Below are 15,065 nucleotides of genomic sequence, written 5' to 3'. Positions count from 1 at the left end.
TCCCTCCACTTAACAGAATAATGGCGGGTTTTGTAAAGTGCAAATGAAATAAATGTAAAAAAAACTCGAAAGCTCCAAATTTCAAATTTAAAGCGTCTTCATCGCAAAAAGATCTCCAAAAATTTTGGAGATCTTCTGCAAACATACCTGATTAAGCAAGCACATAAGCTGTGGCGGGAATGACGGCCCGGGGCTGGCTGTGGCTCTCCCACATCAGAATAGCCTTGGCATCCCCCTGGTTTTCATAATACTCTACCTTCAGCTCATGCAGCTTGCCTTGTATCAGCTCTACAGTTCCTGTACGCTCTGTGCCGCTCTGCTTGATCCAGCTGTCGATGACGGGAACCCCGTCAACCCACACCCGTATGCCGTCATCCGAGTAGGTGTAGAGATTATAGGTTTCGCTGAAATCTGGCTTCAGTTTACAGGTCCAGCGTACCGCGAAGAAGTCGGCATTGATTAACGGATCAGGGCTCGCCTGTCTCCATGAAAAGTTAATTGTGGAATCTGTCCGGATCAGTGCGGGAGCTCCGCTCAGCGTGATGTTATTGAAATACTCCCCCTTAATTCCAGGAGGATGTGTTTGCTCCCCTTCAGCGGCCAACGCTTTATACTCTTCTCTGGTAATCACAAAGCTGTCATTCATAAAAGACTTGATCACCGCCTCCGTATTCTGCTCATACAGCAGCTTGGCCCAGGTCAGCTGGTAGGACCATTTGTTCTGCGATTTCGCCAGCTCTGCCGGTGAAGGCAGCTTCCCGTTCTCACCGATGGCAATCAGCTTGCCGCGTCCCAGGTCCCATAAGCCGTCATGATGACTGGCCTTATAATCCCCGTCATAGATGTCCATGGCCAGCACATCCACCCTGCCTGCGCCGGGATAGTATTTGGCAGGCTCCTCGCTCCACTGGTTTTTGGCATTGGGGCTCCACACCCACAGCAGATTATGCAGGCCGTGGTAGACCGTATAACGCTCGAACATCAGATTCCACAGCTCCAGGAAGCGGGTTTTCTGTCCCCACCAGAACCACCCGCCGTTCATCTCATGATAAGGCCTCCAGAGAACGGGAACACCCGCGTCATTCAGTTTCTTCAGGTAGATAGCCGTTTTGTCGAGATCCGCCAGCAGTGCTGTATACTGAGGCGTACCAGGTGTGATATATTTGGCAAAATTCGCTTCGCTGAGATTCATCGAGACATTTGACCACGCCTGAGCTGTTCCCGGCAGACTGGCATGGTAGCTCATGGTTACAATTCCTCCAGCCTTGTGCCAGCGGATGGCACTGTCTGTCACCCACTGACGCTGGCTGGCTATCAGCGCTTCAGTCTGGTTGCCGATCGCTCCCATCTCGTAGCCGTGAAGCCCGGCATATTGACCGCTTGTATCCTTAAGCTTGTTGCTGAACTCATCCGCACTTTCCAGATAATCGTGTATTCCGCTGATAATGCCTCTGCCTTGAAGCGTGTATAGCCTGTTCAGGAGATTCAGCGCCGGAGCTGCCAGCTTCTCATCGGCAGGAGCCCGCAGCAAGGCGCGGAAGGCAGACTGCCATGCTGCATCGTTAACCAGCCGGGATGCTGAATCGAGCAGATCCCGGAGTATGCGCTGTTCCATCTGTTCCACCATCCTTTTTTTGTACCATTGTATGGGGACAAACGTTACAGGGAAGCGGCGGATGGGATGGCGGGTAAACCGATATTCATTTTATTTTTAAATATATTGGGTTTAAAACATGACATTACCTGTATGTATACTAAAAACAAGCTTGCTGCTTACTTGCGGGAATAACGAAGGGGCAGCAGATCAAGAATATCGGCTTTGGCCAGCCCCTCATCCCCGGGAAGTATTACTTTGCAGTCACTGGCGTAATCGGCGATCAGCTCCCGGCACATCCCGCAGGGTGATACCACCCTGATTTCCCTGTCTTCACTATCCGGGTCGGGATGCCTGACTGCAACAATGGTATCAAATGCCTTGTAGCCCTCCGAAATGGCCTTGCCGATCACCATAGCCTCTGCGCAGACCGTTACACGGGACAGACTGGCCTCCAGATGCACCGCCGTAAAAATCTCGCCCGTCCTGGTGCGCAGCGCCGCACTGACATGATGCCTCTCCCATTCGTAGCGTTTTGTTATAATCTCTTGTGCGGCAGCAACCAGCGTTTCATCTTCAATTGAAATACTATATTTCATCGGTTCTCCTCCTGATCATTCCGGACATCATCCGGCTTACCAATCCATTTTCTTAATTTAGTATACTAAAATCTGCTAATTATAAGCTATACTGAGTAGACCGCAGCAACAAGATTTCAGCATAATCAGGAGGAGCACGTGAACAAACAGAAATTTATCCCCAGTCTTATTATTGTTGTCCTGCTGGCTCTGGCAGCTTACTGGTTCGAGGAGAACGGCCAGTCCGTAAGGGAGCCTTCCACCGGCGGTTCCGAGGTTGTACAGCTGGTATTCCCCTCAGACCGTTACCCTGAAACCGCGGAGCATATCCAGGAAGCGATCAGAAACGGTGAGTCAGCGATATGTACGATCAACCGCGAGGACGCCGAGGAGAACCGCAAGGAATCCCTCAAGGGGGTACCGACCAAAAAAGGCTATGACCGCGATGAGTGGCCGATGGCAATGTGCGCAGAGGGCGGTACCGGAGCAGACATTGAATATATAACTCCCGCCGACAACCGCGGTGCAGGCAGCTGGGTAGGCAATCAGCTGGAAGGCTATGCCGACGGAACCCGGGTGGAGTTTATGTTCAAATAAGCAGCAACAACAGCAGCTCCGCACGGGCTTTCGCGTGGCGCGGAGCTGCATATGCCGGAACTAATTTTAGAATATACAGGCTTTTGTAATAATAACAAGCAAAATGAACAGAACCAGAATTGCATTGGTAGAGGTCATCCAAGGATTAACTACCGGTACTACCGGAGGTCCCTGATTTACTCCCCCAACATTATTGTCGCAACCGCAGCCGTATTCTGCACCCATTTTTATTCCTCCCTGAAATGTTTAATGCCCACAGCACAGAGTATGTAGCAGGCATACCTGCAGTTTGGGCCAATCGGCAAACAGTTCTCTTCGCCTTATGAAGGCTAATAAATCTTCGCTATGCAGTCGATATACATTAGGAGTGCCGGCCATACCCCCATTTTTAATGAAAAAGGAGGTGCGAAATGGACATTGCCGCCTTATCCATTGCCATGAGCCAGGTGTCCCTGCAGCAGGCTGCCGGACTTCAGGTCCTGAGCATGGCCAAGAATTCAGCTGAAATCATGGCGCAGAATATGACCCAGATGCTCCAGCAGAGCCCGCATCCGAATCTTGGAAAAACACTTGATATTCAGGTTTAATTGATTTATTCTTAAATACATAAGAACGCCAGTTCCGGTCTGATACCGGTAATCCTTAGCCCTCCGGGCTTTTCTTTTACCCATAAATACGAACATACGATCTTATTTAGAGGTGATAATGTGAAAAACTACTACCAAATGACCGCGCTTGAGAGCTGGACCGAAGATTTATATCAGCGTCTGCAGGTCCGTAAGCCGGCAGATATTTCCATCATGTACATAGCTGAACGGCTAAACATCTGGGTCCATTACCTGGATGTGCGCAGCAAGAGCGTCGAGGCCTCAGCCGGCATGTACACTATGTTCCTGGACAACCGGCTTCCGCCGGAGCTGCAGCGTCTCGAATTTCTTCATGAGCTCTGCCATCTGCTCCGCCATGCCGGCAACCGTAATCTGATGCCCGGTCATTTCACACAGGCGCAGCAGGACGAATCCGAGCGTTTTATTCTCTATGCGGCTATGCCCTACTCTATGATCTCTGCCGGACCGTTGCCCGAACAGCGCGAGGATGCCGTATACTACTTAGCTTCTACGTTCCAGGTACCCGAGGAGCTGGCGCTGCAGCGGATCGACCAGATTCAGCGGCGGATATTTCAGGGGCAGCTGATGGCGGTGATGGAACGGAGCGAGGAGAGAAAATTCATCCAGCGACATATTCGTTAACCAAAAAATGACCCCGCCGGCGTCCGGCAGGGTCCAAATCTATGAATAAGGGGGGTATGTCATTACTATACAACCCTTAACTTAATTCCTTATGAAATTCTGCTTAAGCCAGGCTGAAATTTTATTTTTTCTTTGCAAGAGAGGGTAAATTAACAAACCGGTTATGCTGCAGTACCGGCACGGCATAGCTGATATCCACCTGGCAGCAGTAGGTCACATCTGCTTCGTATCCCCGTTCCCGCAGTTCACGGCTGCTGGCAGACTCCCATATCAGCTCCCTGATCCGTTGCCCGGAAGATCTCAGAGCACCGATGCAAACCTCCGCTTCCGGAGACTTGCTTCCGGCTAACTTGGAGAGTATCAGACCAGCCCCCAGATAATCTTCGATGCCGGGACGCAGATTGTTTTCAGAACCGATCACATCCAGCCATTTCTCACCGCAGGGCACTACGGTAACCGGTGTCCCCCGCTCAAGCCTCAGTCTGTTCGCAGTGTCGGCAACAGCTGAAGCATTCAAGAGGCAGCCGACCAGCAATGCGGGTACCTGTGCCGCAAGCCATATGCAGGCTGCACCGTTCGTGGAGCACAGAACAAAGTCACGCTCGTAATCAGCCGAGCTGAACGACAGCGGCGACAATGAATGCCCTCCTGCTCTGAGCGCTTCGGCTCTGCCGCGGATCATTTCTGCCCCGAGCCCCTTGGCATAAGCTTTGGCCTGCTCATTGACCGGCGAAGGATACGGATAGATGGTAGCCTTGTGCTGAACCGCTGTTACTACGGTCGAGGAGAAGCTTAGTACATCGACCATAACGACGATGTCCCCACGTTCTGCTGCAGCCCTCGCCCCTCTTTGGCCCCATTCCAGTTTAATGTCATAGGGCGACTGATCATAAAACACAGGATTCCCTCCTCTCTTCAGGACTCATCTTATATGAACCTTCAAAGAGGGAGTTACCCATAGAAGGCAGCCTGCGAACCGCCAAATTACCGTTTTATTTAATTTTTTATGGAAATATCCTGCAGATCCTGCTTCAGCTTCCAAAGAAATAGCCCTGCCGGAAGTCCGGCAGAGCACGTTTTATCAAGTTTATTATACCCAGAAAGCCTTAGTGATGATTACCAGCAGGATGTACAATACCAGAATTGCAGCAGTAGAAGTAAAAGGACTGCCGTATCCGCAGTTTGCTCCGCCAACCGGACCTACATTTTCACCATAACAACCCATTACCAATTCCTCCTTCATGATTGAGAATACACTATAGCATATGTGACTTGCCCGCTGCTGATTGGGTGAAACGGCAATGACTTTTCGCCCGGCTGCCTTTATTTGGAGATATCAATAAACCCTTCGCCGAACACATCACGCACATCATGAATGGTGACAAAGGCATGTTTGTCCTCGGCCCGCACGATTTTTTTGAGCATGGATACCTCCTGTTTGCTGATGGCGATGTAGAGCACGTTTTTGTCCTCACCGGTATAATAGCCGTAGCCCCGCAGCACCGTCACTCCGCGGTCCATAAGCTCGGTAACCTTGGCCGCAATGCGGTCGTGCTCAGCCGATATGATCGTTACTGCCTTTTTGGGGTTTACCCCCTCAATGATGAACTCCATTGCCTTGGTTCCAATGAAGAGAATAACGAAGGTGAACATCACCTTCTCGAGCCCGATGACAAAGACGGACAGACCGGCAACGATCAGATCAAAGAACAACAGCGCATAGCTGATATTCCAGTCCCAGTATTTATTGGCCAGCCGGGCCAGAATCGTCGTTCCTGCCGTTGTACCGCCAACCCGGATAATTAATCCGATCCCGCCACCGGCAAGCAGACCGGCAAAGACCGCATTAATCACCGGCTCACTGGAATCAATCCGCCAGTTCTCGGTCAGATACAGGAACAGGGAGTTGAAAGCAACGGCAATAATGGTATAGATGATTGTTTTGTTATCCAGCAGCTTGTAGCCGATAATCAGCAATATTCCGTTGAGCGTAAAGCCGACCAGTGCCGGCGACCATTTCAGCAGATAAAAGAGAATGATCGATACCCCGGTTACTCCCCCTTCACCAAAATCATTGGGGATAATAAACACATTGACTGCCAGCGCAAACAAAAACGCTCCAACCAGCAGCATGAACAGCTCGTAACCTCTTTTTTTCATACAAAACGCCTCCAATACAGTACAATGTCTACAAAATAACCCGGTAAATAACCCACAAAAAAAAGCGACTAAAGGAGGTCTTTCATCCTTTAATCGCTTCGGGTAAGCTCTTTTGATACTTCTGATCATAACAAGCAATCTATGGAATGTAAATACGCCGCGGGTATTGTTAGCCGATGGACACTCCGGAATTTTCTCTGCTATGCAAAGGACAACCTGGCTCCGATAAAGTAGCCGATAGAAACAAACAAAATGGACCAGATCAGGGCACCGGCTGTGGTAATCAGCAGATACTTCCGGAACGACATGGCGCTGATGCCGGAAATGTAGCTGCAGACATGTCTTAATCCGGGAATGAAGTAGGCAATAAACACCGTCCAGTGGCCGAATTTGTGAAACCATCTTTTAACACTGGCAAACCGCCTGGGGGTAAGGCCCACCCATTTACCGAATCTCTCGACAACCGGCTGTCCCACTCTCCGCCCGATAGTATAGCTGATCAGCGTGCCTGTTATGGCTCCCATGAAGCAAACCACTACGGAAACGGAATAATTGAGCACCATAACCGAGCACAGATAGCCTACGAACAGCATCAGCAGCTCGTCCGGTACAGGAATGCCGAGAATTCCCAGTGCCATGAGCAGGAAGACTGCCAAATATCCGTATTGCGTAATCATCTCTATGATCCAGGGCATGAACTCACTTCCTGTTAACGTATTTTTTAAGTGACGGAAACGGAATATGACTGATCATCATTACGGATAACAGACCCATCATCATGATGACCCATCCCGGTTTCATATATTCAACAACTAATGAGAGCATAGACAAAATCACGCCGGCTGCTGTAATCGGCATACCGGTGAAGCCCCGGGACGGGGCTGATATATTGAATCTGGCCAGACGCAGCGCACCGCAGATCAAAAAAACAACGGCGGCAGCCGGCCCCAGCCAGTGCACATTGTCCAGCTTGTATAACAATATGAGAAATGTCGGTGCCAGTCCGAATGAGATTATATCAGCCAGTGAATCCAATTGCTTACCGAACTCGCTGGTACAGTCCAGCATTCTTGCCAGCATTCCGTCCATCACATCGCAAAATGCGGCAAGCAAAATCATAAATAATGCCAGCTCATAGCGCTCCTGTATCGTATACAGCAGGGATAATGATCCCAGCCCCAGGTTACCCAGCGTGCACATTGAGGGCAGCCAGTTCCATCTCACAATTACTCCACTCCTTTTCAGTACGATGCCGGCCGCCTGCTCATCCTTCAAAGAACACACTGAAACAGACGCCATTCCCGATGTTTTCCACTTTATACCGGCAGCCGTGCATATCCAGAATCCGTTTAGTAATGGACAGCCCCAGCCCGGTTCCGCCTGTCAGCCTGCTGCGGGAGGGCTCGGCCCGGTAGAACCGTTCCCAGATCTGCTGCAGCTGATCCTCCGGAACAGGCTCCCCTTGATTATGAATGCTGAAGACACAGGTCTGCCCCTGCCCATCGATCCTGACGGTCACCGTGCTTCCTTCGTCCGCATGCCGGATGGCATTGGTCATGAAATTAAGCACCACCTGTTCGATCCAGTTGCTGTCGGCATACACCGGCGGCTCGTTCACCGGAATAACAACCACCTTCAGCCCCTTGCCGTCCAAGAGATGGATCAGCTTGTCAGCTACCTTTTCTGTCAGCTCACTCAGCATAAAAGAGCTCTTCTGCAGCTTGATGGTGCCAGACTCCAGCCTGGCCAAATCCAGCATATCCTTTACCAGGAACTCCATTTTGTCGGCTTCCTCAATAATGACCTTAATGTAGTGATCCTGCTTGCCTGCACTCACACCATCCTCCAGTCCCTCAGCGAAGCCCTTAATAATACTTAGCGGAGTCTTCAGCTCATGCGATGCATTGGCAAAAAAGTCCTGCTGCATTATCTCCATCCGCTGTTTATGCTCCATCTCCTCCACCAGCTGCCGGTTAGCCTCACGCAGCTCGCGAAGTGCCGAATCCAGGCTTACCGATAAGGTGAACATGCTGTTTGAGAGGCTGCCCAGCTCATCCTTTTGCCGGATCGAGTTATCTCCTGTAAAGTCCAGTGAGACCATCCGTTTGGCGATATTATTCAGCTTGATCAGCGGCCTGGTGACCATCTTGGAGAAGAACAGCGAGAGGATCAGAATCAGCGCAAGCCCGCCCAGCCCCAGATATAAAAAGAACCAGCGAAGCGCTTCATTTGAATCCTTGACATCCTGCAGGGAGGTAACCGTGAACAGGAGCTCGATCTCTCCGCCGGTCTGCCGGACAGGAAAAATAATGACAGAATTGCGGATCCCGCTCCAGGGAGCGGTCCACTCCTGCTTCTGCATTTCCAGCTGCTCAAAACCCGCCTTGTGCTCAGACGTCAGCGGGAACCATTCCTCCAGTGCCTCCAGCAGAATCCCCTGGCGCGGATTCCATATTTTGAGATCGGGCAGCACAATTTCTGTGACGGTTCCTGACAGCCGCGTCATTCCCTCCTCATGCATCCCTATCGTTCCCCCGCTGGCGGTTATCCTTACAGGATAGATCAGATCCGGAGTGCTGCTGTCTCCTTCAAAAAGCTCTCCCTCAAGCGTCAGCGTATCCTCTTCCTTGATATCTGCCGCCCTCAGCGCCTCCCCGTATTCACTCATGAACATCGACAGGGAAACAACCAGCTCCCTGCCCTCCTTCGTCCGCAGCTTCATATGATATGGGTCATCCGAATTCATCTTGCCGTCCAGCTTCACAATCGCCAGCTGTGTCTTGTTGCGCAGCATAAAACGGGCCAGCTCCTGAGACAGCCGGCTGCCGCTCCACTGCTCACTGATGTAGCTTGCACCAAAGCTTTTGAGATGCTTTTCGACCCGGCCCTCCTTCTGCTGCTGGTAGAACCCGTCAAAGAACAGCAGCTGACTCAGAATGACCATCCCGTAAAAGCAGAGAAAAAAGATCACCGTCATCACAAACAGCTTAAAAGTGATTCCCTGCCTTCTCATGTCTCTTCCTCGAACATATAGCCGGTGCCGACCACCGTACGGATACAGCGTGATTCTGCACCCAGCTTGCTGCGCAGCTTCTTGATATGGCTGTCAACGACCCGGGAATCCCCGTCAAATTCTATGCCCCAGACCCGGCTGAGAATGGTATCACGGGAGACGGCAATGCCTTTATTGCGGATCAGCAGCCATAACAGCTCATATTCTTTGGGGGCAAGCTCCACCTCTGCACCTCCGATTTCCAGCCGGTGGGCAGAAGTGTTAAAGACCGCAGAGCCGAATTTGAGGCTGCCGGAATCCGGCAGATGACCGCCTTCAACCCGCTTCATCAGCGCATTGGCCCGCGCAACCAGCACCTTGGGACTGAACGGCTTCGTCACATAATCGTCCGCCCCGACTTCAAAGCCGTATATTTTGTCGTCATCTGCAGACTTTGCCGTCAGCAGAATAATGGGAATCGCCGATTGCCGGCGGATCTCCCGGCACACCTCGAACCCGTTCAGCCTGGGCATCATAATATCCAGGATGATCAGATCCGGCAGCTGGGAGCTGAACCAGAGCAGCGCATCCTGACCATTGTCTGCTTCACATACTTCCCAGCCGTCCTGTATGAAATAGTCTGACACCAGCTCGCGGATCCGGATTTCATCCTCGACGAGCAGAAGCTTCTTCTTCAATCCAGTCCCCGCCTTCAAACATGTTATTGGTACTAGCATAACTTGATGTTATGTCCTTTATGTGCCCTTATACTTCTACATTAATATCGTCATCCCCAAGAAGCAAAGGTATAGGAGACTTGAAGTTCCGCAGATCCTTTTCTGCATCCGCTGTGAAATTTTTGCTGACGAAGATCCAGTGTGCCGGGAATATCAATCGCTGCCTCTCTGCTCGATCAGTCTTATACAAAAAGACCATCCTTATAAGGATGGCCGCCCTGCTGCTATGTTTATTTTGCCAAAAGATTCTTCAGCATAATCAGCCTCTTGAAGCCTTCTGTCCCCGCCCAGCCGCCCGCACTGGCCAAAATCACGTTATGGAACAACTTCATCGCAATAGAGTAGGTCATCGTTCCAAGCACGATCTCTATCGCTACAAACCGGAGAATATCCCCTTTGGTAATGATATAAACTCTGAACTCATGGTTACGCAGCACTGGTCCACCACCCCAATAGTGTTTTATGTACCCATATGCTTACGTTTGGTTGTCTAATGCCTAAAATCAGGGATTCAGCGGAGACAGCTGCACATTTGTTTTGTCGGCAATCAGGGTATAGAACTCGGGAAAGCTCGGATCGGCTGCGTTACGGATCTCTTCAAAGGTACGGATATACAGCCCGCTCGCCGCGACTGCTGTAAGAATATCGCCCACTGGCCAGGCCCTCGTCAGAACGCTGGATAATCCTGAACGCTCTGATTCCGGGAGCAGCCTGGCAAAGGCCACCTCACCTTCCCGGACCGTATCGTCAAAATAGTTACCTGTCGGCTGCCGGAGCGTCTCTGTGATCTTCCACGCCCTGGCAAACGGATGAAAATCCGTCAACAGCAGCCGTCCATCTGCACCCAGCCTGCGATTCACCAGTGTGAACAAAGGCTTCAGATCAGTAAAATAATGCAAAACCCCAAACTCCATCAGCACATAATCGAATTGCCCGAGACTTTCTTCATCCGGGATATGCAGGACATCCGAGCAGATATAATTCAGCTGCACACCCGCCGCAGCCGCAACCTCAAGGCAATACCGGCGGTTCTCCGCCGAAATATCGACCACCGTCACCTCTGCACCAAGCAGAGCCAGGGGGATCGCTTTTCTGCCGTGGGAGCCCAGCAGGTTAAGGACTTTTTTGCCGGACGGATCACCTGTGTATTTCAGCCAGTAACGCAGCGGGTGCCGGGGGTCCTTCTTCAATTCTTCGGCAAGCGCCTCCGGAGCCCCGTGATGCTGCACCCAAGCCTGATAAGCCTTCGTTTCCCAAGCCGCCTTGTTGGCACGTGCCAGTTGTTCCTGCATACATTCAGCCCCCTTGATAAATATGGAATTTATTCCAGAGTTATCAGTTTACTACAAAGGCCGAAGGTTAGATAGCGGTAAATGCATAATTACCGGATTTCACCCCGTTCCCCCCTGGCGTAATCAGATTTATATAAATTCCCGGAAACAAAATGTGACCAAATCCCGTTCGTAATGGTGTTACAGGTATAAAGGAGGTCATTGCATTATGCAGCGATCCATGATCCGGCCGGGAAATCATGTGATAAAGAGTTACGAGGCTTATTCAGATATGCTATTCAGGATTGCTATGGTCCATTTGGGCAGACGCCAGGATGCCGAGGAGGCCGTTCAGGATACATTCATCAAGCTGATGGAGAAAGCGCCGGATTTCAATGATGCCGAGCACCAGAAAGCCTGGCTGATCCGCGTGCTTACCAACACCTGCAAAACGATGCTGGGCAGAGGCTGGCGCAAACGTGAAGTTAAGCTGGACGGCGCCGAGGCGCTGGCTGCGGACGGTCCTGAGGATCTGGCGCTGCTTCAGCTCGTAATGGCCTTGCCTGTGAAGGTCAAAACAGTGATCCATCTATATTACTACGAGGATTATTCTGTACAGAAAATCAGCAGCATTCTGCAGATCAGTGAGTCCGCTGTGAAGATGAGGCTTCAGCGGGGACGGCAGCTGTTAAAACTGGAGCTGGAAGGAGCGGAAACCGAGTGAACGACAAACAGTTTCGACAACAATACAAGAAAGCGGTGGATTCCATGAAACCAGGTGAAGAGATGAAAAACGGATTGATCAGCAGGCTGGAACAGCAGCAGCAGGAGCGCAAACGCCCGCGCAAAACAATGTACATCGCAGCAAGTCTGGTAATCGCCGCCGGGATCGGCCTCGCAGGGCCGAATATCTGGCAGCAAATCAATGGCCCGGCGGCTCCGGCGCAGGTGGCCCAGGTAGACCCGGGAACGGGCATCACTATTCCTAAGGTGGAGCTTCCAGATCCGAATGCCCAGGTGCAGGCAAACATGATCCAGCTGGTTGTATATGAAGGTAATGTATATACACAGTCCGCTACCCGTATTGACGCTGCAGACGCTGCCGCCCTGCGCGGCGACAAGCTGGGAACCACTACAGGCGGCATTGACGAATGGACCGGCAAGGATGGTTATACTGAGCTGTCCTCCAACATCGGCGTGACGGATATCTATACTGTAAAAGGTTACGATTCCGGCTTCCTGATCATGTCCTACTCGGAAATCGACGGTCAGGTATTTGCTGATCTGTATGAGCATACCAACGGCATTACCGTCAACAGCGGCGCCGACCTGATCGGCAAGCTGAACCTCGAAGGCCGGGTCGCCTCGGCCCAGTGGGAAAGCTTCGACAGCTGGAACAACGGCCAGCAGCAGTATGCACCGCTTGCCGGCGGCGAAGCCCTTGACGGCTTCCTGTCAGCACTTGAAGCTGCCAAACCATTAGCCGCTGAGCCGCTGATGGAGCAAGGCATCTACGAGAGCGAAGACCGTAAGATTGTCTATCTGGAGCTGGAAGATAAAGCACAGGTTCAGCTGGTGCTCTTCGGCCAGGGGCTAGTGCGCTACGGCAATGCACCGGTGTTCTTTGAAGTCGAATCCAGCGTATTCCAGGCGCTGTGGGACAGCATGACTCAATAAGAGATGGCTATGGCCCGCGGCAACGGGCAGAGCCTGAGATAAACAAAGCAGCCCGGCCTTTGTAGGCGGGCTGCTTTGCTGTGTACCCGTTTTTCATGATCCTTCTTCTGCTTGTCCGTCTTTTTCTTTCTGCGGTTTTCCTCACCATAAAGAGTCCTGCGACAGATTGATATACTTCAGCTGCTGCATCTCCCGCAAAAAGCCCGGCTTTTCCGGAATCATGCACATCCCGAGATCCAGAACCTGCAGCTTTTTCAGCTTAGTCAGTTCAACCGGCAGCTCCCGGATCGCGGTGTACTGTATGGTGAGCCGCTCCAGCTGCTCCAGCTCTCCGATCTCCGGCGGTATGCGGTTCAGGCTAATCTCCTCTTTAGGTTTGGCTTGGTAACCGGGTACCGGGCGGTCTGAGCTGGCACACTGGATGGTGAGCTCTTTCAGATTTTTTAGCCTGTTTATGGATCCAGGAATCTGTTGCAGATCAGCCGTCATGATTATTAAGCGCTCCAGCTTTTCCAGCTCAAACAGCCCGTCCGGCAGACGATACAGATCCTGCTCAAAAATCTCCAGCTCCCGCAGCCCGCCAAGCTCCCTTATCCGCTCAGGCAGCTCCGTCAGCCGGTATCCGCTGATGTACAGCTTGTCTGTCCTGTGCCTGATGGCATCATCCAGCAGACAGTCCAGCTCCCGGTGCGCCGCAAGCTCCATGAAGAGCCCCGTAACTTGCTCCATCAGCCCCGCTGCCTCTTCCTCCGTTACTTCCATACCATAGATGCGTTCATGCACGACTGAGTAGAGATAGTCCCCGCCTTCTTTTTTGAGGAAACACAAATCCTCCGGCAGCTTGGGATACATCCAGTCCGCCAACCGGTTGGCTGCTTGCTTCAGCACATTCCCGCTCTCCTCACAGCAACGGTAGAAATAGTACGTGCCCGAGCCGTAAAAGGCGTGACTGTCATATGTATTTTTGAGCTCGCCAAGTTCCTTCATGATTTCTTTCGTATCCTTGTCCTGAATCACAATGGTCTTCACGAGGTAAGGCTTCAGATGATTTAAGACAGGTGCGTATCGCTCCCTTGCTGATGTATCCACCCCAGGTTCAGTCGAAAACTTCTCCCCCAGCACAAACCATTCAGCATTCTGTATACCTAAATCGATAACCTGCCTGTAGGCTTCCCCCCGGGGGTCTGTATGCATTTCCATCCTGTTGTAGCCCCTCCCTGTATTCCATTCGAAGACATTCGTTTGGCCGATTTCAGCGCAAGCTTTTCACCATAATATAATTTTCCAGCTTCACACCCTTGCGTTCCACAACCTGCTGCCTGACCACCTCAAAACCTGCTTGCTCAAAATAAGGCTTCGCCGTTATACTCGCTTCCGTACGGATCTCAGTCAAATCCAGCCTGTGTGCCTCCGCCTCCAGGGTATTTACGAGTGCCGATGCAATTCCCTGCCGCTGATATTCCTTATGTACAAAAAGCCTGTCCAAATACCCCTGGGCCGTCATATCTGCAAACCCGGCGATTACGCCATTATTCTCTACAACCAAGGTGATGTTACGGCTCAGAGCGTCCTTCCATGTGCTAAGCCGCTGACTTTCATCCTCATACGACGCCCAGGCGTTGAGCTGTTCCTGCGAGTAATCCCGTTTGTTGACCGAATGTACCGTTTCGTAGAAAAGAGTGACAATCTGGGCGATGTCCTGCTCGGTGAAAGTTCTGATTTTCATATGGGGGGCTCCTGTTCATGAAACATAATAACTGAACTCAGCGTATACTATTAAAATACTTTCTGCGGGGTGGATACGATGAACCAGGCACAGCCAGCTTGTAAAGCATGCGGAAGAACCGAATTCGTTAAGGGCAAGCTAAATAATGGTTATGCCCGCGTGATGCCGATCAACAAGGCGTTTTCCTTAGGCTCGGGAGTGATCTACACGTTCTGTAAAAGATGCGGCGAAATCGCCTCGATGAAAATTGAGAATCCAGAGAAGTTTTGAGCCCCTGGCGGGCTTTTTTAATGTAAAGCAGTAGACGAGGGCCAGAGGAAAAAGGGCGTAAAATGGATTCTATTGTACTTTGTACAACAGAATGGGCTTCTCGGTCATTTGGCAAAGATTCTATCCTGAAAATAAACCAAAGTAGCTTAAAAGGCCGCACGAAACTAAGCCCCTCTCCCCTTATTTTTTAAAGGGGCTGCTACCAAGAAGAAG

At 51.3% G+C, this 15,065-nt stretch carries 19 protein-coding genes; 6 read left to right on the top strand and 13 right to left on the bottom strand.

Going from position 1 to position 15,065, the window contains the following annotated elements; genetic code table 11:
* Nucleotides 1-151: 151 nt before the first annotated feature.
* Together M2108_RS21845 and M2108_RS21840 are read right to left on the bottom strand one after the other, a co-directional pair.
* Nucleotides 152-1,615, bottom strand: coding sequence for a glycosyl hydrolase (locus M2108_RS21845; RefSeq protein ID WP_277471466.1), 1,464 nt, complete (start codon nt 1,613-1,615; stop codon nt 152-154).
* Nucleotides 1,616-1,773: 158 nt separating this feature from the next.
* Complete coding sequence (locus M2108_RS21840) at nt 1,774-2,193, bottom strand: cytidine deaminase (RefSeq protein ID WP_277471465.1); 420 nt, start codon at nt 2,191-2,193, stop codon at nt 1,774-1,776.
* A gap of 138 nt (nt 2,194-2,331) precedes the next feature.
* On the opposite strand from M2108_RS21840, the gene M2108_RS21835 reads away from it, so the two are divergent.
* The 3 genes from M2108_RS21835 to M2108_RS21825 all read left to right on the top strand — a co-directional run bounded on the left by M2108_RS21835 (nt 2,332) and on the right by M2108_RS21825 (nt 4,019).
* Nucleotides 2,332-2,769: a NucA/NucB deoxyribonuclease domain-containing protein gene (locus M2108_RS21835; RefSeq protein ID WP_277471464.1), complete on the top strand. Its 438-nt coding sequence runs from the start codon at nt 2,332-2,334 to the stop codon at nt 2,767-2,769.
* 410 nt (nt 2,770-3,179) lie between these two features.
* Nucleotides 3,180-3,356, top strand: coding sequence for a YjfB family protein (locus M2108_RS21830; protein ID WP_277471463.1), 177 nt, complete (start codon nt 3,180-3,182; stop codon nt 3,354-3,356).
* Between the two features lie 120 nt (nt 3,357-3,476).
* Nucleotides 3,477-4,019, top strand: coding sequence for an ImmA/IrrE family metallo-endopeptidase (locus M2108_RS21825; protein ID WP_277471462.1), 543 nt, complete (start codon nt 3,477-3,479; stop codon nt 4,017-4,019).
* Between the two features lie 121 nt (nt 4,020-4,140).
* Here M2108_RS21825 and M2108_RS21820 read toward each other — a convergent pair whose 3' ends face one another.
* The 9 genes from M2108_RS21820 to M2108_RS21780 form a co-directional block, all read right to left on the bottom strand.
* On the bottom strand, nt 4,141-4,917 hold the full coding sequence (locus tag M2108_RS21820) for a 2-phosphosulfolactate phosphatase (protein ID WP_277471461.1): 777 nt from the start codon (nt 4,915-4,917) through the stop codon (nt 4,141-4,143).
* A 192-nt stretch (nt 4,918-5,109) separates the two neighbouring features.
* Complete coding sequence (locus M2108_RS21815) at nt 5,110-5,244, bottom strand: hypothetical protein (protein WP_277471460.1); 135 nt, start codon at nt 5,242-5,244, stop codon at nt 5,110-5,112.
* Between the two features lie 98 nt (nt 5,245-5,342).
* Nucleotides 5,343-6,179: a YitT family protein gene (locus tag M2108_RS21810; RefSeq protein WP_277471459.1), complete on the bottom strand. Its 837-nt coding sequence runs from the start codon at nt 6,177-6,179 to the stop codon at nt 5,343-5,345.
* Between the two features lie 200 nt (nt 6,180-6,379).
* Complete coding sequence (locus M2108_RS21805) at nt 6,380-6,874, bottom strand: DedA family protein (RefSeq protein ID WP_277471458.1); 495 nt, start codon at nt 6,872-6,874, stop codon at nt 6,380-6,382.
* A 4-nt stretch (nt 6,875-6,878) separates the two neighbouring features.
* Nucleotides 6,879-7,403, bottom strand: coding sequence for a CDP-diacylglycerol--serine O-phosphatidyltransferase (gene pssA, locus M2108_RS21800; protein WP_277471457.1), 525 nt, complete (start codon nt 7,401-7,403; stop codon nt 6,879-6,881).
* 40 nt (nt 7,404-7,443) lie between these two features.
* A complete protein-coding gene (locus M2108_RS21795) occupies nt 7,444-9,192 on the bottom strand; it encodes a sensor histidine kinase (RefSeq protein ID WP_277471456.1) in 1,749 nt (582 codons plus the stop codon).
* Nucleotides 9,189-9,869: a response regulator transcription factor gene (locus M2108_RS21790; RefSeq protein ID WP_277471455.1), complete on the bottom strand. Its 681-nt coding sequence runs from the start codon at nt 9,867-9,869 to the stop codon at nt 9,189-9,191. The genes M2108_RS21795 and M2108_RS21790 overlap by 4 nt, the downstream gene beginning before the upstream one ends.
* A gap of 269 nt (nt 9,870-10,138) precedes the next feature.
* Nucleotides 10,139-10,345, bottom strand: coding sequence for a hypothetical protein (locus M2108_RS21785; RefSeq protein ID WP_277471454.1), 207 nt, complete (start codon nt 10,343-10,345; stop codon nt 10,139-10,141).
* A 66-nt stretch (nt 10,346-10,411) separates the two neighbouring features.
* Nucleotides 10,412-11,200 carry a class I SAM-dependent methyltransferase gene (locus M2108_RS21780; protein WP_277471453.1) on the bottom strand — a complete coding sequence of 263 codons (789 nt, stop codon included), beginning with the start codon at nt 11,198-11,200 and terminating at the stop codon, nt 10,412-10,414.
* A 208-nt stretch (nt 11,201-11,408) separates the two neighbouring features.
* Here M2108_RS21780 and M2108_RS21775 point away from each other — a divergent pair, with 208 nt between their 5' ends.
* On the top strand, nt 11,409-11,903 hold the full coding sequence (locus M2108_RS21775) for an RNA polymerase sigma factor (RefSeq protein WP_277471452.1): 495 nt from the start codon (nt 11,409-11,411) through the stop codon (nt 11,901-11,903).
* Entirely contained in the window at nt 11,900-12,856 is a 957-nt protein-coding gene (locus tag M2108_RS21770; RefSeq protein ID WP_277471451.1) for a hypothetical protein, read from the top strand. Before M2108_RS21775 ends, M2108_RS21770 begins: the two co-directional genes overlap by 4 nt.
* Before the next feature lie 141 nt (nt 12,857-12,997).
* Here M2108_RS21770 and M2108_RS21765 read toward each other — a convergent pair whose 3' ends face one another.
* A complete protein-coding gene (locus M2108_RS21765) occupies nt 12,998-14,056 on the bottom strand; it encodes a leucine-rich repeat domain-containing protein (RefSeq protein ID WP_277471450.1) in 1,059 nt (352 codons plus the stop codon).
* Nucleotides 14,057-14,108: 52 nt separating this feature from the next.
* Nucleotides 14,109-14,582: a GNAT family N-acetyltransferase gene (locus M2108_RS21760; RefSeq protein ID WP_277471449.1), complete on the bottom strand. Its 474-nt coding sequence runs from the start codon at nt 14,580-14,582 to the stop codon at nt 14,109-14,111.
* A 78-nt stretch (nt 14,583-14,660) separates the two neighbouring features.
* On the opposite strand from M2108_RS21760, the gene M2108_RS21755 reads away from it, so the two are divergent.
* Nucleotides 14,661-14,852: a hypothetical protein gene (locus tag M2108_RS21755; protein WP_042179246.1), complete on the top strand. Its 192-nt coding sequence runs from the start codon at nt 14,661-14,663 to the stop codon at nt 14,850-14,852.
* Nucleotides 14,853-15,065 lie beyond the last annotated feature (213 nt).

This window comes from Paenibacillus sp. PastM-3, from assembly GCF_029893965.1.
Lineage (GTDB): Bacteria > Bacillota > Bacilli > Paenibacillales > Paenibacillaceae > Paenibacillus_AQ.
The sequence above is the reverse complement of the archived record's forward strand: the minus strand, read 5'-3'. Positions and strand labels throughout refer to the sequence as shown.